Here is a 26,904-nt window from a genome sequence, read left to right on the forward strand (position 1 = left end):
AACTGCTTGGTCGCGGCCGATTTGGGTTGCCGTAGACCGGTCGCCCCTTAAGGTCACCATAGACAATCTGGAGGGATAAACCATGTGCGGTCTGTGCGGTCTCGGCTATTTCGTTCGCCACGAGCAGGAAAATCCCTCGTTCGAACCGTTCTCCATCAACGCCGATGAACGTGGCGGCGGGCCGTTCAGCGGCAAGCCTTCCTTCACTGTCGAAGGCGCTGCTGGGGCCCTCGCCCGGGCCGGCCTGATCTGGGGCGGCGGACCCGGCGCCGTCGTCACCTTTGCGTTCCGCGATACCGCGCCGTCCTCCATGCCGGACGACACTGACGGCTTCTCGCGTTTCAACGGCATCCAGATCACGCAGACGCTTCTTGCGCTGCAAAGCTGGTCGGATGTGGCGGACATCACCTTCCAGAGGGTCGGGACGGACTACTCCAACGACGCCACCATCCTGTTCGGCAACTATTCCTCCGGCGCCGACGGCGCCGCAGCCTTCGCCTATCTGCCCGGAAGCGCGGGCTTTCTGGCCGCGCAGGGCGACGTCTGGGTGAACAGCACCCTGTCCTACAACGCGACGCCCGCCTATCTGAACTACGGTCGTCACACCCTGGCCCACGAAATCGGCCATGCCCTGGGCCTGCTTCACCCGGGTAATTACGACGCGAGCGAGGGCAGCCCCACCTACGCCAATGCCGACTACCGTGAGGACACGCGGCAGTTCAGCATCATGAGCTACTGGTCCGAAAGCATCACCGGCGGTTCCTTCCAGGGCAACCATCCCGCCGCGCCCTTGCTGGACGACATCGCCGCGATCCAGTTGATCTACGGCGCCAATATGGAAACCCGGACAGGGGACACGACCTACGGATTCAACTCCAACACGGACCGTGACTTCTACAGCGCCGACAGCATTTACGACGATCTGATCTTCGCGGTCTGGGATGCCGGCGGTTACGATACCCTGGATTTTTCCGGCTTTGCGGTGGGTCAGCTCATCGACCTGCGTCAGGGGCATTTCTCCAACGTGGGCGGTCTCGCCGGCAACGTATCCATCGCCATGGGTGCGGTGATCGAGCGCGCCATCGGCGGCTCGGGTGACGACGTCATGTATGCGGCGGGTGCGCCGATCGCCGTTTCCGTGGCGGACCTGGTGAAGGGCCAGGGGCAAGCCAACAACACGCGCGGCGCCGCCTTCTCGCTGGATGGCGGCTTCGGGCTGCAGTTTGATTCCGAGATCGTCTCGTCCACCTCGATTCCGCACGCCACGGTGCAGGCCACGAGCAGCGGAAACTACGAGTACTATCGCTTCACGGCGGGCGCCGGCGAAACGGTCACCATCGACATCGACGGAACGGGCGGAATGGACACCGTCGTTCGCCTGTACGGCGCCACCGGAGGTCCCCTGGCGCAGAACGACGACGGCCCCCTGGACGTCGGCAGCAGCGTTCGTCAGGACTCTTTCCTCACCTTCACCGTGCCGGCGGACGGTGTCTATTACATCGTCATCGGAACGTACGCGGGTCCAGGCTCGGGCGGTTTCGTGGACTTCAACCCCATGCCTGCCGGCGCGACCTACAGACTGAATGTTTCCCTGGACGGAGCCGATGCCCCTGTGACCGGCTATGAGGGATCGCGCCTGGATGGTGGAGCGGGCCGCGATGAACTCTATGGGGAGCGCGGCGATGATCAACTCTTCGGCGGTGAGGGGCGAGATCTGCTGGATGGTGGACTCGGCGCGGATTACATGGAGGGCGGCGCAGAAAGTGATATCTACATTGTAGATGATCGAGGCGATCAGGTTATCGAGATTGAGGATGATATCGGTTTCGATATTGTTCGTTCAAGTGTAAGCTTTGACGCCCGACCAACTCATATTGAGAACATCACACTCGAAGGTGACGACAACATCAACGCCGTCGGTAATGATTTGGACAACAGAATTACCGGCAATAGTGGAAACAACATCCTGAAGGGTGGAGGTGGGGTCGATTACATGCGCGGTGGCGCGGGTGATGACACCTACTATGTCGATGACAGGAGTGATGAGGTCTTAGAAATCTGGGGCGAGGGTGTCGACACCGTCATATCGTCAGTAAGCTTTGATGCCCAAACGCAGCAGATTGAGAACATCCAGTTGTTGGGATCGGCTAATATAAATGCGATCGGCAATAACCTGAATAATATTCTGATCGGAAACAGCGGCGCGAATATTCTCAAGGCCGGCTTTGGTGCAGACCGCATGGAAGGACGCGGTGGTAATGATACCTATATCGTCGATGATCGCGGCGACGTGGTCGTAGAGGTCGCCGGTGGCGGCGTCGACACTGTGCAGAGTTTCGTGAGCTTTGATGCTCAAACGGCCCACATCGAAAACATTCAACTGCTGGGGTCGGCTAATATAAATGCGGTCGGGAATGACCTCAACAATGTCCTGATCGGGAACAACGGCGCGAACATTCTCAAGGCCGGTCTTGGTGCGGACCGCATGGAGGGGCGAGGTGGCAACGATACCTATATCGTGGACGACCGGGATGACGTGGTGGTGGAGGTCGCCGGTGGCGGCGTCGACACCGTGCAGAGCTTCGTCAGCTTCGATGCGCGAACGGCCCACATTGAGAACATTCAGCTTCTTGGATCGACCAACATAAACGCCGTATCCAATGATCTCGATAACATCATCGTCGGAAACAACGGGGACAATATAATAATCGGCAACGGCGGCGTCGACTATATGACGGGCGGGTCAGGTTCTGACACGTTTAAGTACAACCTTCAGTCCGACTCGAACTATTCCGATTATGATCGTATTATGGATCTAGGGTCAGGTGACTTTATCGACCTTCGAAACATTGATGCAAACTCTAATGTCGCGGGAAATCAGGTTTTCGATCTGGTGGATGAACTTACGGGAGAGGCAGGGCAAGTTGCTCTCAACTGGAACGAAAGCGCCGGTTTCACAGTGCTGAGCGCCGATATCGATGGAGATGGCGTAGCGGATATGCGGATCGTTCTCTACGGCAACCATGAGAACTTCGAGAATATCCTCCTGTAAGCCGTTCATGGTCTCGAGCCGGATGAGTGCTGCATGAGCGAGCGCCCCGCCGTCCTGATCATGCAGCGGCATCTGGCGCCGCTGACGGCCTTTCTGGAGGGGGCCTACACGGTCTACCGGTTCTGGGAGGGGCCGCCGGTGGAGGCGCGCGAGGATATCCGCGCCATGGTGGTGGCCGGCGAGTTCGAACTGGACAAGCATCTGGTCGAGAGCTTGCCGCGGCTGGAGCTGATCGCCTGTTTCACCGCCGGTTATGACGGCATCGACGTGGACTGGTGCCGGGCGCGTGGGCTGCTCGTGACCCACGCGCCGGGGGTGAACCATGAGGATGTGGCCGACCACGCCCTGGGCCTGATCATCTCGGCGCGGCGGCGGATCACCGAGGGCGACCGGGCGCTGCGGGCCGGGCAGTGGACGCCGGACGCCAAGACCATCACCCCGTCCCTGAACCACCTGCGGGTCGGCGTTGTGGGGCTGGGCGCCATCGGCGAGGCGGTGGCGCGGCGCTGCGAGACCCTGCGCATGCGGGTCGCCTGGTGGGGCCCGCGCGAGAAGGATGCTCCCTGGCCTCGCGCCGCCTCCCTGCTGGATATGGCGCGGCACACCGACGCGCTGGTGGTCGCGTGCCGGGCTGACGAGACGAACCGGGGCCTGATCTCTCGCGAAGTGATCGAGGCGCTGGGGCCGGACGGTCTGCTGGTCAATGTGGCGCGCGGCCAGCTGTTGGACGAGGACGCCCTGATCGCGGCGTTGAAGGCGGGCAGGCTGGGCCATGCGGCGCTGGACGTGTTCGAGACCGAGCCCACCGATCCCGCGCGCTGGGCCGAGGTCTCCAACACCACCCTGACGCCCCACACCGGCGGGGCCACCAATGAGGCGGTGCAGGGCATGCTGGGCCTGCTGCTTGAAAACCTGTCTGCCCACTTTGAAGGGCGGGCGCTGAAGACGCCGGTTCAGTGAGCCCCGGTTGCACTCCCGAAACGAAAAACAGTCCAACTGGAGTCTAACGGGCGCACCTTGTCGTCCCGGCCGACGCGAAGCGGAGAGCCGGGACGGACGCTGCTGATGATCCACCGCCCGGACAGCCGTGAGGCTGGGCCGGGCGACCGGCGGACCTGACGGGACTGTCGGCCCGGATCGTCGCTTCGCGCCGTCCGGGCCCTATGTGGATGTGCCCATCCCGTCCCGGATAACGCCTGCGGCGTTTCCGGGATGACAAGGTGCGTGCCATGAGTCCGTTAGACGCTCGAGGCGAAAAAGAGTCCAACTGGAGTCTAGCGGGCCCGCCCAAAAACAGAGTCTGAATCGTCTGAAATCATCCCTCTGTTCACCGCAAAGACCGTCATTGTAGGGCCTGTGCGGGGTGGGGGATGAAAAAGGGCGTCTTCGCCACGTACTCTTTACAGCCCAAGGGATCAGTTCCCTGAAAATGCGGGATCAAGCACTCAGTCGGCGGCCAGCGGGTCGCCTGCTTCCATTTCCGTGTCGGTGATCACGCCGTCGCCGTCGGCGTCCAGACGCTGGAAGGCGCGGGTGGTCAGGTCGCCGAACTCCTGCGTGGATACAGCTTCGTTCAGGTCGATGTCGCTCTGTTCCAGAGCCGTGCGGAGAGAGAGCCGGCCGGCGCCCGAGGTGATCTCCTCACGATCCAGCCGTCCGTCGCCGTCCACATCCAGGCGGCGGAAGACCCGGTCGGCACGGGCGCGGTATTCGCCGAGGGTTTCGCCGTCGCGCGGGCCGATGATGACCAGCCCCTCCACCTCCACCGGTGGTTCCTGCGGCTCAAGCGCGGACGCAACGGGGGCGCCGCGTGGTGTCTTGCGGGCCGGCGCCGGTCCGGGGGTGGCGGCCTCATCCTCCGGGGCGGGAACGGCGTCCAGGCTCTCTTCCATCGGGGCCGAGGAAGGCTCGGCCGCGACGGGCGCTGGGGTCTCCTCCACCGTTTCAGCCGGCCTGGCCGCCGGTTCGCCGGGCTGCGCGTCGCAGGCCGCCAGGGCCAGCAGGCACAGGCCCGCCAAGGCGGATCCGCGCCCCGTTTTTGCTTGCATAATCATATAAAGATATCTTTATATGACGTCATGTCGTTCACGTCCGATCAGGCTGTGGAAGCCCTGCGCGCCGCGGGAGAGCCGACCCGTCTGCGGGTGCTGACCCTGCTCGCGGGCGACGAGCTTTCGGTCATGGAGTTGTCGCGCATACTGGACCAGAGCCAGCCGCGCGTGTCACGCCATCTGAAGCTGATGGCCGACGCCGGTCTTATCGAGCGATTCCCCGACGGGGCGCGCGTCTTCTATCGCCTGTCGTCGGATGTTGCGGCGCGGCGTCTGGTGGACACGGTGCTTGACCTGATCGAGGACGGCGCCGCCGAACAGGACCATCACCGGCTGGAGGAGGTGCGCCGCGAGCGCGAGGCCGAGGCCGCGGCCTATTTCGAACAGGTGGCGCCGCGCTGGGACCAGATGCGCTCGCTGTACGTCTGCGAAAGCGCGGTGGAGGCGGCCATCGAGCGCGCCGCCGGGCCGGGCCCGTTCGACCGGGTGGTGGATCTGGGCACCGGCTCGGGCCGCATGCTGACCCTGCTGGGCAAGAAGGCGCGCATGAGCATCGGCCTGGACCTGAGCCAGAACATGCTGAACATCGCCCGCAGCAACACCTCGAAGGCGGGGCTGGACAAGGTGGAGCTGCGTCACGGCGACATCTTCGCCACGCGTCTGCCTGGCCAGAGCGCGGATCTGGTGATCGTCCATCAGGTTCTGCACTATCTGATCGACCCCGCCGCCGCCGTGCGCGAGGCCGCGCGTCTGGTGGCGCCGGGCGGACGCCTGCTGATCGTGGACTTCGCCCCCCACGCTCTGGAGCAGCTGCGGGAAGAGCACCAGCATCGCCGCCTGGGCTTTTCCGACGCCGAGATCGCCGGCTGGCTGAGCGAGGCGGGGCTGGCGCCGTCCGCGCCAATCGCCCTGCCGCCCGACACCGAAGACCTGACCGTCACCATCTGGACCGCCACGCGGGCCGAAACCGCGAAAAGGAGCGTGGCATGACCGCCCCCGCCAGCCTGGCTGAAGCCCGCGCCCTGTTGCTGTCGCCGCTGGGGCCGGTGGCCCGCGCCGGACAACCGGGCGGCGCCGCGCCGCGCGTGTCCTTCGAGTTCTTTCCGCCCAAGACCGACCAGGCCGAAGACAACCTCTGGAACGCGATCCGGCGGCTGGAGCCGCTGAACCCGGCCTTCGTGTCCGTGACCTATGGCGCCGGCGGCTCGACCCGCGAACGCACTCACCGCACGGTCACCCGTATTCTGTCCGAGACCAGTCTGAAGCCCGCCGCCCATCTGACCTGCGTGGAGGCTTCGCGCGGCGAGATCGACGAGGTGATCGCCGAGTACAAGGCGGCGGGGGTGAACCACATCGTGGCCCTGCGCGGCGATCCGCCCGGCGGGGCCGGCATCGGCGGGGTCTATGAGCCGCGCGCCGACGGCTACGCCAACGCCACCGAACTGGCCGCCGCCATCAGCCGCGTGGGCGGGTTTGAGATCACCGTCGGCGCCTATCCGGAAAAGCACCCGGAGAGCCCCTCCATCGAGCACGACATCGATGTGCTGAAGGCCAAGGTGGACGCGGGCGCCACGCGGGCCATCAGCCAGTTCTTCTTCGACATGGACGCCTTCCTGCGGTTCCGCGACCGGGTGCGCGCGGCGGGGGTGACCATCCCCCTGATCCCCGGCGTCATGCCGGTGACCAATTTCGCCGCCCTGAAGCGCATGTCCGGCGCCTGCGGGGCCAGCGTGCCGGACTGGCTGGGCGCCCATTTCGAGGGTCTGGACGAAGACCCCGACACCCGCCGTCTGATCGCCGCCTCCGTCGCCGCCGAGACCTGCGCGCGGCTGCAGGAGGAGGGGTTCGGCGACTTCCACTTCTACACCCTGAACCGGGCCGATCTGGTCTACGCCATCTGCCGGGTGCTGGGCGTTCGCGAAGGAGCCGCCGCATGACCCGCGCCGAGCGCATCAAGGCCCTTCACGCGGCCGCGAAGGAACGCATCCTGGTGCTGGACGGCGCCTGGGGCGTGATGATCCAGCGTTGCGACCTGTCGGAAGAGGACTTCCGGGGCGAGCGCTTCCGCGAGCACAACCATCCGCAGAAGGGCAACAACGACCTTCTGATCCTGACCCGGCCCGACATCATCGCCGATCTGCACGACCAGTATTACGCGGCGGGCGCGGACATCTCGGAGACCAACACCTTCTCCTCCACCACCATCGGCCAGGCGGACTATGGCCTGGAGGACGCGGTGTGGGACCTGAATTTCGAGGGCGCGAAGATCGCCCGCGAGGTGGCCGACCGCTGGACGGAGAAAGAGCCGCACAAGCCCCGCTTCGTGGCCGGCTCCATGGGGCCGACCAACCGGACCCTGTCCATCAGCCCGGACGTGAATGATCCCGGCTTCCGCGCCGTGAGTTTCGACGAGGTTTACGGCGCCTACAAGCAGCAGGCCCGGGCCCTGCACGAGGGCGGGGTGGACCTGTTCCTGGTCGAGACCATCTTCGACACCCTGAACGCCAAGGCGGCCATCAAGGCGATCCTGGACCTGCAGGACGAGGGCTATGAGGCCTTGCCCCTGTGGATCTCGGGCACCATCACCGACCGCTCGGGCCGGACCCTGTCGGGCCAGACGGCCGAGGCGTTCTGGAACAGCGTGCGCCACGCCAAGCCCTTCGCCATCGGTCTGAACTGCGCCCTGGGCGCGGACCTGATGCGGCCCCACATCGCCGATATCGCGCGGGTGGCCGACACCCTGGTCGCGGCCTTCCCCAACGCCGGCCTGCCCAACGCCATGGGCCAGTACGACGAGCAGCCGCACGAGACGGCCTGTCATCTGCATGAGTGGGCGCAGAGCGGGCTGGTCAACATCCTGGGCGGCTGCTGCGGCACCACGCCGGATCACATCAAGCATGTGGCCGATGCGGTGGCGGGGGTGAAGCCGCGGGCGATCCCGGAGCGGCCCACGGCCATGCGCCTGTCGGGGCTGGAGCCGTTCGAGGTGGGGGCGTGATGACTCCGGCTTGGTACGCTGAATGGCGACACGACGCTGTCCATTCGTTGATGGAAAAGAATGCGATCCTGGATCGCGATCTTCGAATGAACCAATGGCCCAGGTGGCACTATGAGATGGACCGCCGGGAACTCAAGTTTTCGGACGATACTGGCGTCAGGCTCCTCGCGGAAATTCAGATTGTTGGATCAACCGCAGCGCACGACTGGCTCTGGTCATGGGCCAACAACTATTGGACCGACGAGTTGACGGTTGATGCCCGCCTTACTCGCGATTTCGGAATGGCCAACGACATTCAAGAACTGACCTCGGCATCGGTTTCCGACGAGAGTCTGAATGACCTCGGATGGGAGCTAACAGCCGTCGCCGCGAAGGTGACAAAGGCCGTGGGGGCCTATCGACCACAGTCCGAAACGGGTGGCCTTTTCCTCCTCATACGTTCGATCGCTGAAGTGAAACTCGCCTGATGCGTCCCATCTTCATCAATGTCGACGAGCGGACCAACGTCACCGGCTCGGCCAAGTTCAGGAAGCTGGCATGAGCGCCTTCGCCCACAACTTCGCCGACCCTGAAAAGGTCGCGCGCTACGCCACCATGGGGCCGCCGGCCTTCATGCCCGGCCATGGCGGGGTGCTGCAGATGGCCGGGGTGCTGCTGGCCGAGACCATGCCGGACGACGGACAGATGCTGGTCGTCGGCGCGGGCGGCGGTCTGGACACCCGGGCGCTGGCGGCGGCGGGGCCGAAATGGCGCTTCGTCGGGGTCGATCCCGCGCCGGCCATGCTGGATCTGGCGCGGGCCATCGTCGGTCCCGAGGTCAATGCGCGGCTGGAGCTGATCGAGGGCGTGGCGGCCGACGCGCCGCCGGGCCCCTTCGACGCGGCCACCCTGATCCTGGTGCTGGGGATGATCCCGGACGACGGATCGAAGCTGTCGATTCTCGAGGACATTCACCGCCGTCTGAAGCCCGGCGCGCCGTTCATTCTGGTGGACCGCTGCGGCGACCGCACGGGCCCCGCGTTCGAGCGTGATGTGGACCGCTACATCGCCTACGCCCTCGCCTCGGGCGTTGATGAAGCCACTCTCGAGGGCGCGCGCGCCAGCCAGAAGGCCAACCAAGGCCTCGTACCGCCCGAGCGGAACGAAGCCCTTCTGAGCGAGGCCGGGTTCTCCGGCGTCGAAGTGTTCTACGTCGGCATGGCCTGGCGTGGCTGGGTGGCCTACGCGTGATGAGCAGCATTTTTCCGAAAACGGTTCCCGCACCCCGCTCATCCCCGCGAACGCGGGGACCCAGTGCTTTGGGTGTTGCAGCGGTTCAGGACATGCGGGGGCCGACTGTCCGGAAACGCCGGCGTCCCGCTGGACAGGACTGGGTCCCCGCGTTCGCGGGGATGAGCGGAAGGGGCGCGCAATGAGACCGGTCTTCATCAACGTCGGCGAGCGGACCAACGTCACCGGCTCGGCCAAATTCCGCAAGCTGGTGGTCGAGGGCGACTATACGGCGGCGCTGGATGTGGCGCGCCAGCAGGTGGAGGCGGGCGCCCAGGTCATCGATGTGAACATGGACGAGGGGCTGCTGGACGGCGTCGTCGCCATGCGCACCTTCCTGAACCTGATCGCGGCCGAGCCCGACATCAGCCGGGTGCCCATCATGATCGACTCCTCCAAATGGGAGGTGATCGAAGCGGGGCTGAAGTGCGTGCAGGGCAAGCCCATCGTCAACTCCATCTCGCTGAAGGAAGGCGAGGCGGCGTTCCGCGAGCATGCGGTGAAATGCCTGCGCTATGGCGCGGCGGTGGTGGTCATGGCCTTCGACGAGGACGGCCAGGCCGACACCAAGGACCGCAAGATCGAGATCTGCACCCGGGCCTATCGCCTGCTGGTGGACGACATCGGCTTTCCGCCCGAGGACATCATCTTCGACCCCAACATCTTCGCCGTGGCGACAGGGATCGAGGACCACGACAACTACGCCGTGGACTTCATCGAGGCGGTGCGGGTGATCAAGCAGACCCTGCCCCACGCCAAGGTGTCGGGCGGGGTGTCCAATGTCTCGTTCAGCTTCCGCGGCAACGAGCCGGTGCGCCGGGCGATCCACAGCGTCTTTCTGTACCACGCCATCAATGCGGGCATGGACATGGGCATCGTCAATGCGGGCGACCTGCCGGTCTATGACGACATCGACCCGAAGCTGAGAGAAGCGGTCGAGGACGTGATCCTGAACCGGCCCCAGCGCACCAATGTGTCCAACACCGAGCGGCTGGTGGACATGGCGCCGGAGTACAAGGGCGAGAAGGGCGCGGCCCGGGTCGTGGACCTGAGCTGGCGCGAGCAGCCGGTGGCCAAGCGCATCGAGCACGCCCTGGTCAACGGCATCACCGAGTTCATCGAGGCCGATACGGAGGAGGCGCGGCAGGGCGTCGAGCGGCCGCTGCACGTGATCGAAGGCCCGCTGATGGACGGCATGAACGTGGTCGGCGACCTGTTCGGCTCGGGCAAGATGTTCCTGCCCCAGGTGGTGAAGTCGGCGCGGGTGATGAAACAGGCCGTGGCCTATCTGGAGCCCTATCTGGAGGCCGAGAAGGCCGGCAAGCCGCGCGAGCAGGCGGGCCGCATCCTCATGGCGACGGTCAAGGGCGACGTGCACGACATCGGCAAGAACATCGTCGGCGTCGTGCTCCAGTGCAACAATTACGAGGTGGTGGATCTGGGCGTCATGGTCCCGGCCGACCGCATCCTGGATGAGGCCAAGGCGCACAACTGCGACATCATCGGGCTGTCGGGCCTGATCACGCCGTCGCTGGACGAGATGGTGTTCGTGGCCTCCGAGATGGAGCGGCGCGGGTTCGACATTCCCCTGCTGATCGGCGGGGCCACCACGTCCAAGACCCACACGGCGGTGAAGGTGGAGCCGGCCTACAAGCGGGGCTCGACCACCTATGTCACCGACGCCAGCCGGGCGGTGGGCGTGGTCTCGGGCCTTTTGTCGGCCACCGAGAAGGACCGCATCCAGCAGGCGACCCGCGACGAGTATGTGCGGGTGCGCGAGCAGTATGCGCGGGGCCAGACCCAGAAGGCCCGCACGCCCATCGACAAGGCGCGGGCGAACCGCTTCGCTATCGACTGGGCCGCGCACAAGCCGGCGAAGCCCTCGTTCACCGGGGTGAAGGCGTTCGACGCCTGGGATCTGGCCGATCTGGCCGAACACATCGACTGGTCGCCCTTCTTCGCCAGCTGGGAGCTGGTGGGCCGGTTCCCGGACATTCTGGACGACGAGATCGTGGGCGAGGCGGCGCGGGACCTGTACAAGGACGCCCGGGCCATGCTGGACCGGATCATCGCCGAGAAATGGTACACCGCGCGCGGGGTGGTGGGCTTCTGGCCCGCCAATGCGGACGGGGACGACATCATCGTCTGGGCCGACGATGACCGCACCACCGAACTGGCCCGGCTGCACACCCTGCGCCAGCAGATGGCCAAGACCCCCGGCAAGCCGAACGTCGCCCTGTCGGACTTCATCGCGCCCGAGGGACAGGACTGGATCGGCGGCTTCGCCGTCACCGCCGGACACGGCGAGCTGGAGAAGGCCGCCGAGTTCAAGGCCAAGGGCGACGACTATTCCGCCATCATGGCCACGGCCTTGGCCGACCGCCTGGCCGAAGCCTTCGCCGAGCGCCTGCACAAGACGGTGCGCACCGAGCTGTGGGGCTATGCGGCGGATGAAGACACCACCGTCGCGGACCTGATCGCCGAACGCTATCAGGGCATCCGCCCGGCGCCGGGCTATCCGGCCCAGCCGGAGCATACGGAAAAGCAGACCCTGTTCGACCTGCTGGACGCGCCGGGCAATGCGGGCATGGCGCTGACCGAGAGCTTCGCCATGAACCCGCCCGCCTCGGTCTCGGGTCTGTATTTCAGCCACCCGGACAGCTTCTATTTCGGCGTCGGCAAGATCGACAGGGATCAGGTCGAGGACTACGCCCGGCGCAAGGGCTGGGATCTGGCTGTCGCCGAACGCTGGCTGGCCCCGATCCTGAACTATGACCCCGATCAGGCGGCGCGGGAGGATGCGGCGTAGGTCCTTTTCCTTCTCCCGATGGGAGAAGGGGGACCCGCGCACGAAGGCGCGTCAGCGGCTTCGTTCTGGCGCGGGGGATGAGGGTCGTGCTTGGCCCCGACGCGTCCGACCCTCACCCTGCGCGCTAAGGACGGATGCTAACGCATCCGTGCGCGCAGCCCTCTCCCATCGGGAGAGGGAAGGCTGGTTTCTCTCGGCCCAGGAGGAGGCTATTGACCCTCAGGACAAGCCCACAACGAAAAAGAGAGACCCCATGACCGCTGCGGATCAGGCGAAGGCGATACTGGAGCGGCTGGGCGTGGGCGATGTGTTCGGCGCGGCGGGCGTCGAGACGCGCTCGCCCATCGACGGGTCCAGCGCGGGGCGCGTGGCGGAGGCCTCAGGCGACGACATCGACCAGGCGGTGGTGAAGGCGCAGGGGGCGTTCGACGCGTGGCGCCGGGTTCCGGCGCCGCGGCGGGGCGAGCTGGTGCGGCTGCTGGGCGAGGCGCTGCGGGCGGCCAAGGATGATCTGGCCATGCTGGTGACGCTGGAGGCGGGCAAGATCGTCTCCGAGGGCGCGGGCGAGGTGCAGGAGATGATCGACGTCTTCGACTTCGCCGTGGGCCTGTCGCGACAGCTGTACGGCCTGACCATGCCGTCCGAGCGGCCCGGCCATCACATGCGCGAGACGTGGCAGCCGCTGGGGCCGGTGGCGGTGATCTCGGCCTTCAACTTCCCGGTGGCGGTCTGGTCGTGGAACGCGGCCCTGGCGCTGGTGTGCGGCGACCCGGTGATCTGGAAGCCCTCGGAGAAGACGCCCCTGACGGCCATCGCGGTGCAGGCGGTGTTCGACCGCGCCGCCGCCCGGTTCGGCGACGAGGCGCCGGGCGGCCTGTCCCAGGTGCTGATCGGCGGGCGCGGCGTGGGCGAGGCGCTGGCGGCGGACGGGCGCATCCCGCTGGTGTCGGCCACCGGCTCGACCCGCATGGGCAAGGCGGTGGCGACCGCCGTGGCCGGGCGGCTGGGCCGCAGCCTGCTGGAGCTGGGCGGCAACAACGCCATGATCGTCAGCGACAGCGCCGATCTGGATCTGGCGGTGCGGGCCATCGCCTTTTCCGCCGTGGGCACGGCCGGCCAGCGCTGCACCTCCCTGCGCCGTCTGATCGTGCACGAGGCGGTGGCCGATCAATTGCTGGACAGGCTGGGGAAGGCCTACGCCAGCCTGTCCATCGGCGATCCGCGTCAGGACGGGACGCTGGTGGGACCGCTGATCGACGGCGATGCAGGGCGGGCCTTCGACGCGGCCATCGAACAGGCGCGGGCCGAGGGCGGCGAGGTGTTGACGGGCGGCGTGCACGCGGACTGGGCCGGCGGGGTCTATGTGAAGCCCGCCATCATCCGCATGCCGGCGCAGTCGGCGGTGGTCATGCGCGAGACCTTCGCGCCCATTCTCTACGTCATGACCTATGCCGATTTCGACGATGCTGTAGCCATGCAGAACGCGGCGCCGCAGGGGCTGTCGTCCTGCGTCTTCACCGAGCGGATGCGCGAGGCGGAGGGATTCCTGTCCGCGTGGGGCTCGGACTGCGGCATCGCCAACGTCAACATCGGCCCCTCGGGCGCCGAGATCGGCGGGGCGTTCGGCGGCGAGAAGGAGACCGGCGGCGGGCGCGAGAGCGGCTCGGATTCCTGGAAGGCTTACATGCGCCGCCAGACCCAGACCCTGAACTTCTCCGGTGCCCTGCCCCTGGCCCAGGGCGTGCGGTTCGAGGTGTAGAAGAGAATCCGGAAATGAACTTTTCTGTGCGGCCTGCTTTGATCCGGCATGGCTCTTGATCTCGATATTCTGTTGGAGGGCTCGCCGGCCTACGGCGTGCTGGACGCCAGGGACGGCGTGGTCCTGTTCCGTCGCCCCGGCCACGAGCGCGAGTTCGGCCGCATCGCCGCCGAGGCCGTGCTGTCGGCTGGTGAGGAATACGAGGCCATCCCCCTGACCAACGAGAAGGCCGAATGTGATCGGCTGTTCATAGCGCCGCTGGCCGAGCCGAAATCCTTCGAGCAGAGAGACTGAGCCGACCTCAGTCGCCGCCGGCCTGGCCGCCGACCCACGTGCGGACCGCCTGGCCCGCCGCGTCCAAAAGAACCAGGTCGGCCGTCAGGCCGGCTTCGATCCGCCCGCGCTGGTCCGACAGGCCCATGAAGGCTGCAGGGGCGGCGGCGGCCATGAAGGCGGCCTGGGGCAGGGTGAGGCCCAGGCGGTCGACGGCGGTGCGAACGGCGGATGCCATATCCAGGTCGGCGCCCGCGAGGGTGCCGTGCTCGTCCATGCAGACACCGTTCTGCACCGTGATGCGGCGGCCGTGCAGCTCGAACACCTTCTCGGTCATCCCTACCGACGGCATGGCGTCGGTCACCAGCATGAAGCGGTCCAGCGGCCGGGCGCGCAAGGCGATCTTCAGGGTGGCGTCATGCACATGGCGACCGTCCACGATCAGGCCGCACCAGCAGTTCGGATCGTCCAGGGCCGCGCCCACAACGCCGGGCTCGCGATTGCCCAGCTGACTCATGGCGTTAAACAGGTGGGTGACGCCGGTGGCGCCCGCGTGCAGGGCGCGGCGGGCCTCGTCATAGCCGGCGTTGGTATGGCCGATGGCGACCACCACTCCGGCGGCGGCCAGACGCCCGATCATGGCCGGCGCCGCCGCCTCCGGCGCTACGGTGACCAGGGTGCGGCCGCGCTTCAGCGAGGTGAGCAGGGCCAGGCCTTCCTCGTCCAGATCGCGCAGGCGATCCAGACTGTGGATGCCCCGGCGACGAGCGCTGAGATAGGGGCCTTCAATGTGGATGCCCAGAACGCCGGGTACGCCCTGTTCGATGGCCGTCTCCACCGCGCGCATGGCCCGGTCGATGACGTCCAGATCGTCGCTGATCAGGGTGGGCAGAAAGCCGGTTGTGCCGAAACGGCGGTGGGCCGCGGCGATGGCGGCGATGCCCTCGACCGTCGGTTCGTTGTTGAACAGCACGCCCCCGCCGCCGTTTACCTGGGTGTCGATGAAGCCTGGCAGCAGGGTCCCGCCGGCCAGATCCACGCGCTCCCCCTCGGGGGCGGCGTCGGCGACGACCACCTCGGCGATGCGGTCGCCGTCCAACACCACCGCCACGTCGTCGCGCAGGACGTCGCCGGTCAGCACTCGGCCGTTTGTCAGAACCGTGCGCATCAGACCGTTTCAGTGACCTTGTTCAGATGGGGTGGGCGGTCGGGATCATAGCCCCGGGCCACCGACAGGGCATTGGCCATGCGGTAGAAACTCTGAATCATCAGGATCGGCTCCAGTCCGGGATCGGCGGCCAAGGCGGGCAGGCCGCCGGGATCGCCGGACACAGCCGCAAGGACCTGGGCGCCCCGCGCGGTCATGTCCGCCGTCATGGCGCGCACCCCGTCGCGGGTTTCATCATTCTGGGCGAACACAAGCGCGGGAAAGCCGGGCTCCACCAGCGCCATGGGGCCGTGCAGGACTTCGGCGGTGGAGAAGGCCTCGGCGTGCAGGCCGCAGGTTTCCTTGAACTTGAGCGCCGCTTCCAGCGCCACGCCATAGCCGACGCCGCGTCCTAGAACATAGAGATTGCGGGCGTCCTTCAGGGCCTCGACCCCTTGTGACCAGTCCAGCCCCCAGGCCTGAGCCAGCTGGGCGGGCAGGGCGTTGAGGCCGGTCCGCAGGCCCGCGTCGTCGCTCCATTCCGCCGTCAGATGGGCCAGGGCGCTCAGGGAGGCGATGTAGGACTTGGTGGCCGCCACACTGCGCTCGGCGCCGGCGTGCAGGGGAATGACCATGTCGGCGACCTCGGCCAGCGGCGAGTCGGCGTCGTTGACGAGGGCGATCATGCGGGCGCCGGCCTCTTTCGCTGCGCGCACGGCGGCCAGAAGGTCAGGGCTCTTCCCGGATTGTGAAATGGCTAAGCCCAGCACCCCGTCGAGGGTCTGGTGGGTCTGGTAGACGGAGCTGACCGACAGGCCCGCCGCCGAGGTCAGGACGCCCAGCCGGGTGCTCATCAGATAGCGGCCGTAGGTTCCCGCGTGGTCCGAACTGCCGCGTCCGAAGGTGACGACGGCGCGGGGCGGTTCGCGGCGCAGGATTTCCGCCAGCGACCGCACCACATCGGTGTTGGCCGCCAGCTGGCGCGTGACCACGGACGAGGCCTCGGCGGCTTCGGCGAACATGCGGGTGGATTCGGCGTACGGGACGGTCACGGCGGCGGCTCTCACGACAGGGCGTTCAGTTCGGCGACGAAGTCATAGGCGTCTCCGCGATAGTAGGATTGCGTCACCTCAACGGCCCGGCCGTCCGCCAGGATGCCGCGCCGCTCTATCAACAGGGCGGGATCGGTAGGCCGCAGGCCCATCAGCTCGGCGTGCTCGGCGCCCAGAAGCACCGCGCGCAGGCGTTGCAGCGCGCGGGCGGGGCGGTGGCCGGTCTTCTCCAGCGCCGCATAAAGAGAGTCACCCACGTCATTGGGCGAGGCCAGGCAGAAGCCGGGGATGGTGGAGAACTCCAGCGCCATGACCGCGCCGTCGGCGTAGCGGATGCGGCTGAACCGATAGACCGGCGTGCCAGGCGACAGGCCCAGAGTCATGGACTCCTCCGGCGTCACGGAGCCCCGCGTCTTGTTCAGCCAGGCGCTGTGCGGCGTGCGCCCGCGCGAGATCATGTCCTCGGTGAAGGACGACAGCTTGGAGAAGTTCTTTTCCACGCGCGCGGCGACGAAGGTCCCGGCGCCCTGGCGGCGGGTCAGCAGACCTTCGCCCACCAGACCGTCCAGCGCCTTGCGCACAGTGATCCGCGAGATCTTGTACTCGGCCGCCAGATCGCGCTCGGCGGGCAGGGCGTCGTCGGGCGCCAGAACCTTGGCGTTGATGGCGTCGCGCAGGGCTTTCTGAAGCTGCTTGTAAAGGGGCGCGTGGTCGCCCTGATCCAGCGCGCCGATCCGTTCAGAAAACATGGACGAGACCTCCCCCTTGCGGGCCGAATATCCCGCGTCGTCGATGACGGTAACACCGGACCAATGAGATACCAATATCAAATTTGTTCGGAATTGGCCTCATTTTGGGCTTGTCATTTTTTCGTAATGGGGCACTGTCCCGTTTCATTGGCCTGATACGCCCATGGCCTCGCACCATATCAGCGGGATTATTGGTCTTATATTGGGCTTCAATCGGCTTGGGGGCGGGGGCCCCCATCTTTGAGGGGAGAGTGCCGAGTGACCAGAGTTCGCAAATCGCTAATCGCGGCGTCCGTCAGCAGTCTGGCCATCATGGCCGCCGGGGCGGTGTCCGCACAGTCTCAGGATGTGACCGAGGTGGACGAGGTCGTCGTCACCGGCATTCGCGCCTCGCTTCAGCAGTCGCTGGAGACCAAGCGCGACTCCAACTCGATCATTGACGTGGTCACGGCGGAGGACGTGGGCCGCTTCCCGTCATCCAACGTGGCCGAGGCCATCACCATCATTCCGGGCGTGACCATCGATCGGGAGTTCGGCCAGGGCGAGAAGGTCTCGATCCTGGGCACCGACCCCGCCCTGAACCGCACCCTGCTGAACGGCCAGACGGTGGCCTCGGCGGACTGGTTCATCCTCGATCAGCCGGGCCGGACCTTCAACTACGCCCTGCTCGCGCCCCAGATCGTAGGCAGCGTCGAGGTCTACAAGACGCCCGAACCGCGCATCGACGAAGGCTCCATCGGCGGCACGGTGATCGTCAACACGCGCCAGCCTCTGGACGCGGGCATCGATCCCATCTCGGGCGCGGTCACCTATCTGTGGAACGACCGGTCAGAGGAAGGCGACTTCCAGTATTCGGTCATGGGCAACTGGACCAATCCCGAGCGCACCTTCGGCGTTCTGGTGGCCGCCCAGCGGGCCAGCGACTTCCTGCGCCGCGACGGGGTGCAGTCGTACGGCACCATAACGGCGGCGGAATATGCGCCTTCCACCCAGGCGTCATGGAAGCCCGGCTCACCCACCTGCGTCGGCGCCTGCGCCGACACCCTGGCGGCCAATCCGGACGCCATCGGCCTGAACGCCCTGGCCGCGTCCTATTTCGAGCAGCAGCGCGACCGCGACAGCTACATGGCGGCGCTGCAGTGGCGGCCGACGCCGAATCTGGAGCTCAATTTCGACTGGCTGCGCATCGACGCCAGCTACGACAACACCAACCAGTCCATGTTCGCCTTCCAGGGCAACACCTGGAACGCCATCGACCGCCTGACGGACATCACGGTCGAGGACGGGATCATCACCCGGGCGTCCTTCGACAACGCCCTTTCGGTGCTGGACGTGCAGTATCGCGAAGCCGCCATGACCTCGGACAGCTACCGGCTGAATCTGGAATGGTCAGGCGACCGCTGGGACGTCTCGGCGGTGGCGGGTTACACGACGGCCGAGGGCGGGACCCAGCGTCAGCTGTTCGGCGAGTTCCTGAACTGGTCGAACTATACGGTGGACATCTCGGGGGCTCCCGGGCGGCCCGGCGTGGTCACCTATGAGAACAACATCATGGACGACCCGACCGCCTTCGCCTTCGACGGTGGCTGGGGCACGGGCGATCCGACCCAGGGGCCGACGGACTGGAACTCGGGCTGGGGCGGCAACATCGTCTCGAAGCCGACCACCGACGAGGAGCAGTACGCCCAGATCGATCTGGGGTACGCGCTCATGGGCGCGATCAACCGTGTGCAGTTCGGCTACAAGTACCGCGACCACGAGACCGACCAGCGTATGTCGGGCGTGTCGATCCCCATCTTCGGCTATGTGGGCGACACCTCCATGTTCAACCCGCGTCAGGTGGCGTCCAACTATCTGGACGGCTTCGACGTGAACGACCAGATGCGCACCCGCTTCGTTCTGGATGGCGCCGCGCTGGCGGACTATCTGGCCTCGGGCGCCTATCTTCAGCCCTGGCAGACCGCGCCCGAAGTGACGGTGTTCGGCAATGCCGAATTCACCTCGCAGAACTGGAACATCCAGGAAGCGGCCCACGCCGCCTATGTGCAGGCGGATTTCGACACCGGCCGCATGCGCGGCAACTTCGGCCTGCGCTATGTGCGCACCGAGTCCGAGAGCGGCGGCTACACCTGCATCAACCAGACGGCGGCCGGCTGCGGGACCACCGAGGCTGACTGGGAGTGGGTCGTGGCCACCAAGGACTACGACAACTGGCTGCCGAGCGTGAATGTGGCCATCGACGTCGCAGATGATCTGATCCTGCGCCTGTCTGCGGCCCAGGTGATCGCGCGACCGAACTTCGCGGACATGTCCAACTACTTCTGGCTGTCGGACCAGATCCTGACGGGCGGCGGCGGCAATCCGGACCTGAACCCGTATGAATCCCTGAACCTGCACGCATCGCTGGAGTGGTATTTCCAGCCCGAGGCCATCCTGGGCGCCGAGTTCTTCTACAAGGACATCGACAACTACATCCTGCAGCAGACCGCGCCCGAGGAGCACTTCAATCAGGCGCAGCAGGCGGTGACCACCTATCAGATCAGCCGCCCGGCCAACGCCGGTTCGGCCGAGGTGCGTGGGGTGGCCCTGGCCTATCAGCAGACCTTCGCCTACGGCTTCGGCCTGCTGGCCAACTACACCTATGTTGACGCCGAGGCGGACGATGGATCGCCCCTGCCGTACAACTCGAACCACCAGCTGAACATCAGCCCGTTCTACGAGAATGGACCGTTCTCGGCCCGCGTTGGCTACAGCTGGCGCTCGGAATATTTCACGGGCGTGGACCGGGCCAACAACATGTACGTGGACGACCACGAGAATCTGGACGCCACGGTCAGCTGGGCCTTCAACGACCAGGTCAGCATGACCTTCGCCGGCCAGAACCTGCTGGACAGCGAGTACTACAACTACGCCGACACCGTCGCCCTGCCGCGCGGCGTGTACCGGACCGGCCGAAAGTTGATGGCGACGCTCGCCGTCAACTTCTGACGGAAAGGCGCGGGGCGGACTTTCCCGCGCCCCGCGCCGCCATCTTCGTCAGCTAATCCCCTGAGCGAACTGGGGCGGCCGCATTGCGCCGCCCCGTCTTTCGCCGGAAAGTCTTCCCGAGTGCGAGGGGCTCTTCATGATCAAGACCATTTCATCCGCCGTCGTCCTGTCCGTAGCCGGACTGATGACGGTCGCGGCCCCCGCGTGGGCGCAGCCCCCCTCCCTGATCCCGGCGCCCGTCGCCGCCACGCCCGCCGAGGGCGTGTTCCGTCTGGACGCCTCCACCGTGGTGCGGGTTCCGCCGGGCGATGAGGACGCGGCGCGGGCCGCCGCCTATTTCACCGACCTGATCCAGCGAACGCGCGGCCTTGTGCTGGTCGTGTCGGACGAGCCCGGGGCGGGCGTCATCTTCGAACGCCACGAGGGCGGGGAAGAGGACTCCTATGGGCTGGCGGTCGGGCCGGGCGGGGCGGTCATCGCCGCATCGGACTTCGGCGGGCTGCTGTACGGGGGCGTCAGCCTGTGGCAGCTGGCCACCGCCGAGGCCGGGCAGGGCGCCGTCGAGATCCCCGCCATCAACATTGACGATACGCCCCGCTTCGGCTGGCGCGGGCTGATGCTGGATTCCGCGCGCCATTTCCAGAGCATCGAGATGGTCCGTGCCCTGATCGACGTCATGGCGACGCACAAGCTGAACGTGCTGCACTGGCACCTGACCGACGACCAGGCCTGGCGGCTTCAGATCAACGCCTATCCCCGCCTGACCGAGGTGGGCGCCTGGCGCCAGCAGGCGGGGGCGGCGGGCTTCGACGAAAACGGCGAGCCCCTGCTATATGGCGGCTTCTACACCCAGGATCAGGTGCGCGAGATCGTGGCCTACGCCGCGTCGCTGAACATCACGGTGGTGCCCGAGATCGAGATGCCGGGCCACGCCCTGGCGGCGGTCGTGGCCTATCCCGAGCTGGGCTCGGTGGAGAACCTGCCGGACGCGGTGTTCACCGACTGGGGCGTGTTCCCCTGGCTGTTCAATATCGAGGACGGGACGTTCGAATTCCTGGAAACGGTGCTGGACGAGGTCATGGCCCTGTTCCCCAGCGAGTACATCCACATCGGCGGCGACGAGGCGGTCAAGGATCAGTGGGAGGCCAACGCCCATATCCAGGCGCGCATGGCCGAGCTGGGCGTCGCGGACGAGAACGAGCTGCAGAGCTGGTTCGTGCGGCGCATTGAGCGCCATCTGAACGCCGCCGGGCGCAACCTGATCGGCTGGGATGAAATCCTCGAAGGCGGGCTGGCGCCCAACGCCACGGTCATGTCCTGGCGCGGCATCGACGGCGCCATCGAAGCGGCGCGGCTGGGCCATGACGCGGTGCTGTCGCCGGCGCCGACCCTGTATTTCGACCACCGCCAGAGCGACAGCCCGGACGAGTCGCCCGGGCGGGGCGCGGTGATCAGCACCCGCGACGTCTACGCCTTCGATCCGGCCCCCGACGCCCTGACGGAGGACCAGCTGGATCATATCCTGGGCGTTCAGGGCAATGTCTGGACCGAGCACATCCGCACCGAGGAGCGCCTGTGGGACAAGCTGTTCCCGCGCATGGCGGCCGTGGCGGAGCTGGGCTGGTCGCCGCCCCATGTGAACGACTGGGAGAATTTCGCGGCGCGCCTGCCCGACCAGCTGGATCGCTATGAAGCGCTGGGCGCGACCCACGCCACCATCTGGCTCGAGCCCATGCTGTCGCTGGACGTGGCCGATGAGGGCGCGGACGAGGCTCTCTCGGTTTCGCTGTCGAGCGAGTTCGGTGCGGGCGAGATACGCTACACCACCGACGGCGGCGACGTGACGTCCGCCGCGCCGGTCTATGAGGGCGCCGTGATCGTCCAGCCGGGCGCCACCATCCGGGCGCAGAGCTGGCTGAACGGCGAAGCGGTGGGCCGCGAGCGCCAATGGACCGTGACGCGGCGGGACGCCGTGACCCGCACCAGCCATCAGCTGGGCCAGTGCGTGGGCGGTCTGGTGCTGGCGCTGGAGGACGACGCGCCGCGCAATGCCGACACCGACGAGCGCGCCGTGCTGGTGACCGACATCCTAAACCCCTGCTGGGTCTATGAGGCGGCGCCGCTGGACGGGGTGACCATGGTGACCGCCCACGTGGGGTCTCACCCCTTCAACTATCAGGTGGGCGCGGCGCGGGACTCGGTGCCGCTGCACCCCAAGTCCACGCCTGAAGGCGAGCTGGAGATCCGGCTGGACAGCTGCGAGGGTCCGTTGATCGGCGCCTTGCCGCTGGCGCCGGCCGTGGACCATGACGGCGTCACCGTCCTGACCGGCGAAATCGCGCCGCAAGATGGTCGCCATGACCTGTGCCTGCGGTTCACGCGGGACTCGGTCGATCCGATCTGGGCGATCGAACGGATCACGCTCGGTAGCCGGGAGCGGCCATGACCGACATCGTCCTCGTCGCACCCATGGCTGGCTGGGCCGCGCCGCTTTCCGAAGCGCCGGACCCGGTCTTCGCCGAACGGATGATGGGGGACGGGGTGGCGCTGGACCCTGTCGAGGGCCTGCTGCGCGCGCCCTGCGACGGGGTGGTGACCATCCTGGCGCCCGCCCGTCACGCGGTGACCATCCGGGGCGAAAGCGGGGTCGAGGTGCTGATGCACATCGGGCTGGAGACCGTGGCCCTGAAGGGCGAGGGCTTCACCGCCCGCGTCGCAGAGGGGCAGTCCGTGAAGACGGGCGATCCTTTGGTCGAGTTCGATCTCGACATGATCGCGGGGCGGGCGAAGAGCCTTATTACCCCGATCATCATCATCAACGGAGAGGCCTTCGAGGTGGCGAGCCGGGTCACGGACCGCGAGGTCAAGGCGGGCGATCCGCTGATGACCCTGCGGGCTCTTGGGGCTACGGCGGCGACTGCACAGGCGGTAGGCCCCGAAGCCGAACGGCAGGTGGTGACGCCGCTGGCCCACGGCATCCACGCCCGCCCGGCGGCGCGCATCGCGGCGCTGGCCAAGGGTTTCGACGCCGAGGTGACGCTGGCGGCCTTCAACCGCCGCTCCAGCGCGAAGAGTCCTGTGGGGGTTATGGCGCTCGCTATCCGCCACGGCGACGCCGTCACCCTGTCCGCCAGCGGACCGGACGCCGCGCGGGCGGTGCAGGCGCTGGCGGAACTGATCGAAGGCGGCATGGGCGAGGCCGGGGCGGCGCCTGCTGCGAAGACTGTGCCGGAGCCGACCCCGAGGCCTCGGCGGGCTTTGCACACCAGCGTGCTGCGCGGGGTGACGGCCGCGCCGGGCGTGGCCATCGGCAAGGCCGCGCGGCTGGTCCGGACCGAGATCGAGGTTCCTGTCGACGGGCGCGGGGCGGAAGCCGAACACGCGGCGCTGAACGAAGCGCTGGAGACGGTGCGTGAGCGGCTTCAGGCCCTGACCGGCGGCGACGCCACACGGGGCGCCATCGCCGGCGCGCACCTGGCCTTTCTGGACGATCCGGAACTGCTGGCCTCGGCCCAGCGCGGCATCAATGAGGGGCGCAGCGCGGGCCATGCCTGGCGCACCGCTATCGACGGCTTCGTGCAGGCGCTGAACGCCCTGGGTGACCGGCGCATGGGCGAGCGGGTGGACGACCTGAAGGATCTGGAGCGTCAGGTGCTGGCCGTGCTGACGGGGGAAGGCGAGGGCGGTGCTGACGTGCCGCAGGGCGCCGTGGTCATCGCCGAGGAGCTGGCGCCGTCGCAGGTCATGGCGCTGGACCCGTCGCGGATCGGCGGCCTGTGCATCGCCCGGGGCGGGCCCACGTCCCATGTGGCCATTCTGGCCGCATCCATGGGCCTGCCCTGTCTGGTGGCGGTGGGCGACGCGCTGATGGACGTGATGGACGGGGCCGCCCTCATCCTTGACGCCGACGCCGGGACTCTGCGGGTGTCGCCCGACGCCGCGGCGCTGGAGGCGGCGCAGACGGATCTGGCCCGGCGCCACCAACGCCATGCCGCCGCTCTCGAGAACGCGAGCGAGGACTGCCGTCTGCTGGACGGAACGCGCATTGAGGTGTTCGCCAATCTGGGCGCCGTCGGCGAAGCCGAGCGGGCGGTGGCGGGCGGCGCCGAGGGCTGCGGTCTTCTCCGCACCGAATTCCTGTTCCTCGAGCGCGAGACCGCGCCCGACGAGGACGAACAGGCGGCGCAGTATCAGGCCATCGCCGACGGGCTGGGCGGACGGCCGCTGATCGTGCGGACGCTGGATGCGGGCGGCGACAAGCCCATGCCCTATCTGCCCATTCCCCACGAGGAGAACCCGGCGCTTGGGCTGCGCGGGGTGCGGGTGGGGTTGTGGCGGCCGCAGCTGCTGATGACCCAGCTGCGGGCCATCCTGCGGGTCACGCCCGCCGGCCAGTGCAAGATAATGGTGCCCATGGTGGCCAGCCCCGATGAACTGGCCGCCGTGCGCCGCATGCTGGAGGAGGCGCGGCGCGACATGGGGGTGGCCACGGCGGTTCAGCTGGGGGTGATGATCGAGACCCCCGCTGCCGCCGTCACCGCCGACCTGATCGCGGAACAGGCCGACTTCCTGTCCATCGGCACCAATGACCTGACGCAGTATGTGCTGGCCCGCGACCGGGGCAATCCGGCGGTGGCCGCCGACATTGACGGGCTGCACCCGGCCGTCCTTCGCCGGATCCGCCAGACCGGGGGGGGGGGTCCGGCCAAGGGCCGCTGGGTCGGCGTTTGCGGAGGACTGGCGGGCGATATGGCTGCGGCGCCGATTCTGGTGGGGTTAGGCGTGACCGAGCTGTCGGCCTCACCCGCCGTTCTACCGGACCTGAAGGCGCTGCTGCGCGGCCTGACCCTGGACGCCTGCCGCGAGCTGGCGGCGCGGGCGCTGGCGTGTTCCTCCGTGGACGAGGTGCGCGCCCTGGCTGATGATTTCCGAAGGGGAGCCGACCGATGAAGGCCCTGCTCGAACGTCTGCAGCCTCTGGGCCGCGCCCTGATGCTGCCTATCGCGGTGCTGCCCGCCGCCGCCCTTCTGCTCAGGCTGGGCCAGCCCGATCTGCTGGACATCGCCTTCATGTCGGCGGCCGGGGACGCGGTGTTCTCCAACCTGGGCCTGCTGTTCGCCATCGGCGTGGCCGTGGGCTTCGCCCGCGACGGCAACGGCGCCGCCGGGCTGGCGGGCGTGGTCTGTTTCCTGATCGCCACCGAGGGGGCCAAGGCGCTGCTGGTTGTGTCGCCCGAGGTCGTGGCGGGATTGCCTGAAACCACCGTCGCCCTTGCCGAGGCGGCATGGCGCGACGGAGCGCTGGCGCGGCTCAGCGTGCCCATCGGCATCATCTCCGGCCTGATCGCGGGCGACTTCTACAACCGGTTCTCAGGCATGAAACTGCCCGAGTATCTGGCCTTCTTCGCCGGGCGGCGCTTCGTGCCTATCGTCAGCGGCGTGGCCGGGCTGGCGCTGGCGGCGATCGTGGGCTTCGGCTTCTCCGGCATCAGCGGCGCCATGGACGGCTTCAGCCGCGCCATCGTCGGCTCGGGCGAGGTGGGGCTGTTCTTCTATGGCGTGCTGAACCGCCTGCTGATCGTCACGGGCCTGCACCACATCCTCAACAACATCGCCTGGTTCGTGATCGGGGACTACGGCGGGGTGACGGGCGACCTGCGCCGCTTCTTCGCCGGGGATCCGGAGGCGGGCCCCTTCATGTCCGGCTTCTTCCCGGTGATGATGTTCGGCCTGCCCGCCGCCTGTCTGGCCATGTATCACGCCGCGAAACCGGAGCGGAAACAGGCCGTGGGCGGCATGCTCATGTCCTTGGCCCTGACGGCGTTCCTGACGGGGGTGACCGAGCCCATCGAGTTCACCTTCATGTTTCTGGCTCCGGTGCTGTACGCCGTGCACACGGTGCTGACCGGCGCGGCCATGGTGATCATGAGCCTGCTGGACGTAAAGCTGGGCTTCGGCTTCTCGGCGGGCCTGTTCGATTATGTGCTGAACTTCAACCAGTCCACGCGGCCGCTGATGCTGATCCCCGTGGGTTTGGCCTACTTCGCGCTCTACTACGGCCTATTCCGGCTTGTGATCCGCTGGATGGACCTGAAGACGCCGGGCCGCGAGGATGAGCCGGTGGCGGCGGCTTTCCCTGCGCAGGCGACGATCTCCGGCGGGCGCGGCGCGGCCTATCTGGCGGCCCTGGGCGGGGCGGCAAACGTGGAGAGTGTCGAGGCCTGCACCACCCGTCTACGCCTGATCCTGAACGATCAGACCGCGGTGGACGAAGCAGCCCTGAAGGCCCTGGGCGCGCGCGGACTGGTGCGGCCCTCTGACCGCGCACTGCAGGTGGTCTTGGGTCCCATAGCGGATCAGGTGGCGGGCGAGATTCGCAGCGCGATGAGCGGGGCGGCCGCGCGCCCGACCCCGCCCGGCGCTCGGGAATGGCTGGTCGCCTTGGGCGGAGCGGACAATGTGCTGTCGGCTGCCCAATGCGACGGGCGGGTGCGCGTCCTTCTCAGGGAAACCTCCCGCATGGACGTGGATGCGCTGAAACGCCTGGGGGCGCGGGCGACGGCCAGAACGCCGTCGGGCGTCCACCTGATCCTCGGCGCCTCCGCAGGGGCGGTGGCCGCCTTGCTGGGCGGCGCATGAGCAAAGCCGGGCGGCGCCGACGGGTTTCCACGATCCAAATTCACAATCTTAAGGCCCCGTTTACCATGGGGGCGGCACTTTCTGCCTAGCGGGAGCGTTCGAGGTCGCCCGCGTGTTTG

At 67.3% G+C, this 26,904-nt stretch carries 18 protein-coding genes; 14 read left to right on the forward strand and 4 right to left on the reverse strand.

Going from position 1 to position 26,904, the window contains the following annotated elements:
- The first annotated feature begins 82 nt into the window (after positions 1–82).
- A complete protein-coding gene (locus ACI8U3_RS01490) occupies positions 83–3,052 on the forward strand; it encodes a M10 family metallopeptidase C-terminal domain-containing protein (protein ID WP_415013088.1) in 2,970 nt (989 codons plus the stop codon).
- 33 nt (positions 3,053–3,085) lie between these two features.
- Complete coding sequence (locus ACI8U3_RS01495; protein ID WP_415013089.1) at positions 3,086–4,012, forward strand: 2-hydroxyacid dehydrogenase; 927 nt, start codon at positions 3,086–3,088, stop codon at positions 4,010–4,012.
- Positions 4,013–4,497: 485 nt separating this feature from the next.
- Here the strand turns inward: ACI8U3_RS01495 and ACI8U3_RS01500 are convergent, their stop codons facing one another.
- Entirely contained in the window at positions 4,498–5,070 is a 573-nt protein-coding gene (locus ACI8U3_RS01500; protein ID WP_415013090.1) for an EF-hand domain-containing protein, read from the reverse strand.
- A 60-nt stretch (positions 5,071–5,130) separates the two neighbouring features.
- Here ACI8U3_RS01500 and ACI8U3_RS01505 point away from each other — a divergent pair, with 60 nt between their 5' ends.
- The 8 genes from ACI8U3_RS01505 to ACI8U3_RS01540 all read left to right on the forward strand — a co-directional run bounded on the left by ACI8U3_RS01505 (position 5,131) and on the right by ACI8U3_RS01540 (position 14,232).
- On the forward strand, positions 5,131–6,093 hold the full coding sequence (locus ACI8U3_RS01505; RefSeq protein ID WP_415013091.1) for an ArsR/SmtB family transcription factor: 963 nt from the start codon (positions 5,131–5,133) through the stop codon (positions 6,091–6,093).
- A complete protein-coding gene (metF, locus tag ACI8U3_RS01510) occupies positions 6,090–7,040 on the forward strand; it encodes a methylenetetrahydrofolate reductase [NAD(P)H] (RefSeq protein WP_415013092.1) in 951 nt (316 codons plus the stop codon). The genes ACI8U3_RS01505 and metF overlap by 4 nt, the downstream gene beginning before the upstream one ends.
- Entirely contained in the window at positions 7,037–8,101 is a 1,065-nt protein-coding gene (locus ACI8U3_RS01515) for a homocysteine S-methyltransferase family protein (RefSeq protein ID WP_415013093.1), read from the forward strand. The genes metF and ACI8U3_RS01515 overlap by 4 nt, the downstream gene beginning before the upstream one ends.
- The gene (locus tag ACI8U3_RS01520; RefSeq protein ID WP_415013181.1) at positions 8,101–8,568 is read left to right on the forward strand and encodes a DUF6882 domain-containing protein; all 468 of its coding nucleotides are present in this window, start codon (positions 8,101–8,103) and stop codon (positions 8,566–8,568) included. The genes ACI8U3_RS01515 and ACI8U3_RS01520 overlap by 1 nt, the downstream gene beginning before the upstream one ends.
- 70 nt (positions 8,569–8,638) lie before the next feature.
- Positions 8,639–9,331, forward strand: coding sequence for a class I SAM-dependent methyltransferase (locus ACI8U3_RS01525; RefSeq protein ID WP_415013094.1), 693 nt, complete (start codon positions 8,639–8,641; stop codon positions 9,329–9,331).
- Between the two features lie 181 nt (positions 9,332–9,512).
- Positions 9,513–12,179: a methionine synthase gene (gene metH, locus ACI8U3_RS01530; protein WP_415013095.1), complete on the forward strand. Its 2,667-nt coding sequence runs from the start codon at positions 9,513–9,515 to the stop codon at positions 12,177–12,179.
- Between the two features lie 253 nt (positions 12,180–12,432).
- Positions 12,433–13,938 (forward strand): aldehyde dehydrogenase family protein, encoded by a 1,506-nt coding sequence (locus tag ACI8U3_RS01535; protein WP_415013096.1) that lies wholly within the window; start codon positions 12,433–12,435, stop codon positions 13,936–13,938.
- Between the two features lie 48 nt (positions 13,939–13,986).
- Entirely contained in the window at positions 13,987–14,232 is a 246-nt protein-coding gene (locus tag ACI8U3_RS01540; protein ID WP_415013097.1) for a hypothetical protein, read from the forward strand.
- Between the two features lie 7 nt (positions 14,233–14,239).
- Here ACI8U3_RS01540 and nagA read toward each other — a convergent pair whose 3' ends face one another.
- Genes nagA through ACI8U3_RS01555 form a run of 3 tightly spaced genes read right to left on the reverse strand, consistent with a single transcriptional unit; the run spans position 14,240 to position 17,159 of the window.
- Positions 14,240–15,379, reverse strand: coding sequence for an N-acetylglucosamine-6-phosphate deacetylase (gene nagA / locus ACI8U3_RS01545; protein WP_415013098.1), 1,140 nt, complete (start codon positions 15,377–15,379; stop codon positions 14,240–14,242).
- Positions 15,379–16,380 carry an SIS domain-containing protein gene (locus ACI8U3_RS01550; RefSeq protein ID WP_415013182.1) on the reverse strand — a complete coding sequence of 334 codons (1,002 nt, stop codon included), beginning with the start codon at positions 16,378–16,380 and terminating at the stop codon, positions 15,379–15,381. The genes nagA and ACI8U3_RS01550 overlap by 1 nt, the downstream gene beginning before the upstream one ends.
- 41 nt (positions 16,381–16,421) lie before the next feature.
- Positions 16,422–17,159: a GntR family transcriptional regulator gene (locus tag ACI8U3_RS01555; RefSeq protein WP_415013099.1), complete on the reverse strand. Its 738-nt coding sequence runs from the start codon at positions 17,157–17,159 to the stop codon at positions 16,422–16,424.
- Positions 17,160–17,417: 258 nt separating this feature from the next.
- Between ACI8U3_RS01555 and ACI8U3_RS01560 the strand changes: the two genes are divergently transcribed.
- The 4 genes from ACI8U3_RS01560 (at position 17,418) to nagE (ending at position 26,785) form a co-directional block, all read left to right on the forward strand.
- Entirely contained in the window at positions 17,418–20,147 is a 2,730-nt protein-coding gene (locus ACI8U3_RS01560; protein ID WP_415013100.1) for a TonB-dependent receptor, read from the forward strand.
- Positions 20,148–20,283: 136 nt separating this feature from the next.
- The gene (locus ACI8U3_RS01565; RefSeq protein ID WP_415013101.1) at positions 20,284–22,593 is read left to right on the forward strand and encodes a family 20 glycosylhydrolase; all 2,310 of its coding nucleotides are present in this window, start codon (positions 20,284–20,286) and stop codon (positions 22,591–22,593) included.
- On the forward strand, positions 22,590–25,097 hold the full coding sequence (ptsP, locus tag ACI8U3_RS01570; RefSeq protein ID WP_415013102.1) for a phosphoenolpyruvate--protein phosphotransferase: 2,508 nt from the start codon (positions 22,590–22,592) through the stop codon (positions 25,095–25,097). Before ACI8U3_RS01565 ends, ptsP begins: the two co-directional genes overlap by 4 nt.
- The gene (nagE, locus tag ACI8U3_RS01575) at positions 25,094–26,785 is read left to right on the forward strand and encodes an N-acetylglucosamine-specific PTS transporter subunit IIBC (RefSeq protein WP_415013103.1); all 1,692 of its coding nucleotides are present in this window, start codon (positions 25,094–25,096) and stop codon (positions 26,783–26,785) included. Before ptsP ends, nagE begins: the two co-directional genes overlap by 4 nt.
- Positions 26,786–26,904: the final 119 nt, after the last annotated feature.

This window comes from Brevundimonas sp. (assembly GCF_047617075.1).
GTDB lineage: Bacteria > Pseudomonadota > Alphaproteobacteria > Caulobacterales > Caulobacteraceae > Brevundimonas.

What these genes read in the sequence shown, in the direction of transcription:
- ACI8U3_RS01540 (WP_415013097.1), top strand. Translation starts at nt 13,987, where the DNA reads ATGGCTCTTGATCTCGATATTCTGTTGGAGGGCTCGCCGGCCTACGGC.
- ACI8U3_RS01495 (WP_415013089.1), top strand. Translation starts at nt 3,086, where the DNA reads ATGAGCGAGCGCCCCGCCGTCCTGATCATGCAGCGGCATCTGGCGCCG.
- metF (WP_415013092.1), top strand. Translation starts at nt 6,090, where the DNA reads ATGACCGCCCCCGCCAGCCTGGCTGAAGCCCGCGCCCTGTTGCTGTCG.
- nagE (WP_415013103.1), top strand. Translation starts at nt 25,094, where the DNA reads ATGAAGGCCCTGCTCGAACGTCTGCAGCCTCTGGGCCGCGCCCTGATG.
- ACI8U3_RS01490 (WP_415013088.1), top strand. Translation starts at nt 83, where the DNA reads ATGTGCGGTCTGTGCGGTCTCGGCTATTTCGTTCGCCACGAGCAGGAA.
- metH (WP_415013095.1), top strand. Translation starts at nt 9,513, where the DNA reads ATGAGACCGGTCTTCATCAACGTCGGCGAGCGGACCAACGTCACCGGC.
- ptsP (WP_415013102.1), top strand. Translation starts at nt 22,590, where the DNA reads ATGACCGACATCGTCCTCGTCGCACCCATGGCTGGCTGGGCCGCGCCG.
- ACI8U3_RS01565 (WP_415013101.1), top strand. Translation starts at nt 20,284, where the DNA reads ATGATCAAGACCATTTCATCCGCCGTCGTCCTGTCCGTAGCCGGACTG.
- ACI8U3_RS01555 (WP_415013099.1), bottom strand. Translation starts at nt 17,159, where the DNA reads ATGTTTTCTGAACGGATCGGCGCGCTGGATCAGGGCGACCACGCGCCC.
- ACI8U3_RS01535 (WP_415013096.1), top strand. Translation starts at nt 12,433, where the DNA reads ATGACCGCTGCGGATCAGGCGAAGGCGATACTGGAGCGGCTGGGCGTG.
- ACI8U3_RS01550 (WP_415013182.1), bottom strand. Translation starts at nt 16,380, where the DNA reads ATGTTCGCCGAAGCCGCCGAGGCCTCGTCCGTGGTCACGCGCCAGCTG.
- ACI8U3_RS01505 (WP_415013091.1), top strand. Translation starts at nt 5,131, where the DNA reads ATGTCGTTCACGTCCGATCAGGCTGTGGAAGCCCTGCGCGCCGCGGGA.
- ACI8U3_RS01525 (WP_415013094.1), top strand. Translation starts at nt 8,639, where the DNA reads ATGAGCGCCTTCGCCCACAACTTCGCCGACCCTGAAAAGGTCGCGCGC.
- ACI8U3_RS01520 (WP_415013181.1), top strand. Translation starts at nt 8,101, where the DNA reads ATGACTCCGGCTTGGTACGCTGAATGGCGACACGACGCTGTCCATTCG.
- nagA (WP_415013098.1), bottom strand. Translation starts at nt 15,379, where the DNA reads ATGCGCACGGTTCTGACAAACGGCCGAGTGCTGACCGGCGACGTCCTG.
- ACI8U3_RS01515 (WP_415013093.1), top strand. Translation starts at nt 7,037, where the DNA reads ATGACCCGCGCCGAGCGCATCAAGGCCCTTCACGCGGCCGCGAAGGAA.